Genomic DNA, 1,818 nt, shown 5'->3' with positions numbered 1-1,818 from the left:
GTCTAACCCAATGATCTCAAAGCGGCCGATGTTTTTATATATGTGTATGGCGACAGGTGTGTATCGATTGTTTCCCGGAGTGTAGGGGGTGGGTCGCTAACGCCTCGTGAATAACGCCCTTAGGCTGTGGGAGTATGAAAGCGCCGGTTTTCGGCACGAGTGCAGCTTCAAATACCGGAAAATTCAGCATTAAAACCCGCTGTCCATCCTTAGACCATAGCAAGTCCCCTTCATCGCTTTCATCGTCGTTAAGGCAATTTACAATAATCCGTGGACGCCAGATCATCATTTCAGCTTCATTGCAAGACAACGGAAGCAGCTCCCCATAGGGCTCCAATATTGGAGCAAGCCGTTTGATCGCTTGATCTCGAAGAATAAGGTAGCGGCCGACATATCGCATTACCAAAGATGGCAAGTACTCATCAACGCCCTCTCCCGGAAGCGGGTCCCCATAGATTTTAAACTCAGGGGCGGGCCAATTGCTTAATTTACATTTTGTCGAATTCGATAAATTTTTTTTTCCAACTGGTTCCAGAGATTTACATCCTTAGGATAGGACACTTCCCTATCTACCGTGCGTGTAACTTTATAGATTTTCATTCGCTCCCCTCAGGGTGTTATTCACGAGGCGCTAGCGACCCACGTCCCGCACCCCGGGAAACAATCGATACACGCCTGTCACCATACGCATATATGAAAACATCGGCCGCTTTGAGATCATTGGGTTAGCAGACTCACATCTCTCAGGGAAGCGGCCGATGCGGTACCAGTCGTACAGCAGGATGTGATCACGATGCACTCGATGAACTCGTCAGGCGGGTCATCGAGATTTTCACTCCCGGGGAGTCGCCTTGAGTAGACATCGGTTGCCCGTCAAAGAACACGTCATCCTTACCCTGGAACTCCTACGGAATAATCTGTCACAGACGTTCCTTGCTGATCTTGTAGATGACTTCACAATCCACAGCTTCTCGAATCTACCGCAGGATGCTCCCGGTCATCAATGAAGCACTCATCTTGACAAGTATCCCCATAGAGCAAGCAGCAAGTGATGGCCGGACCATCCTCATCGACGGAACGTACATCCCGACTAGTCACCGCCCAGCTCAGGGGCAAGATGTCACCAAAGCCAACTACTCCGGCACACGCCGTTGCCAGCGTGTCAGCATCCAGGTCGCCTCCACCCTGACCGGACAACTCCTCGCCACGTCTCCACACCGGTTCCCGGAGCTCGACACGACTCCGCCGCCCGCAACCTCACCGACTGGTCACACATCCTCGCAGAACACCACACCACATGGATCGCAGACACCGCCTACATCGCCCATGACGCTCTCACACCCCCCACAAAGAAGAAAAGACACAAACGAACCGACAACGAAAAACACCACAACACAGAAATATCCCGCATCCGCGCCCATGTCGAACACGCCATCGAACACCTGGAAACAACGGAAAATCCTCGCCACCGGCTATCGAGGCAGACTCACCGAAATCCCCGACATCATCGCCACTATTACCCGACTCGAGCTATACCGAATCGGCTGGTAGCCAAGAATGACCTGAAAATGCCTCGAGAATAACACCCTCTGTCAACGTGGATGGTAGCCTTAAATGCTACAGACACCCTGGCGAATAACACGCAGTTTTCATGTTCCGCCACCAGGGCAACTGTTCAAGAAAAAAACGACGAGCAATCAGGCTTCTCTGAATCCCACATCTTTCGAAAATGCACCCCCACCGTGTCCCCGGTTGCCAGCATCTTTTCAACTAGCTCTTCAGTAAAAAACACCAAGTTAGGGTATTTGGGCTGCGGAA

Annotated in this window: 1 protein-coding gene; it reads left to right on the top strand. The window is 51.5% G+C overall.

Annotation, left to right across the window (positions count from 1 at the left end):
- Positions 1-1,151 precede the first annotated feature (1,151 nt).
- Entirely contained in the window at positions 1,152-1,583 is a 432-nt protein-coding gene (locus KEM60_RS14800; protein WP_219108607.1) for a transposase family protein, read from the top strand.
- The last annotated feature ends 235 nt before the right edge of the window (positions 1,584-1,818 follow it).

It is taken from the genome of Austwickia sp. TVS 96-490-7B (assembly GCF_019331795.1).
Taxonomy (GTDB): Bacteria; Actinomycetota; Actinomycetes; order Actinomycetales; family Dermatophilaceae; genus Austwickia.
This window is presented reverse-complemented; position numbering and strand designations above follow the sequence as displayed.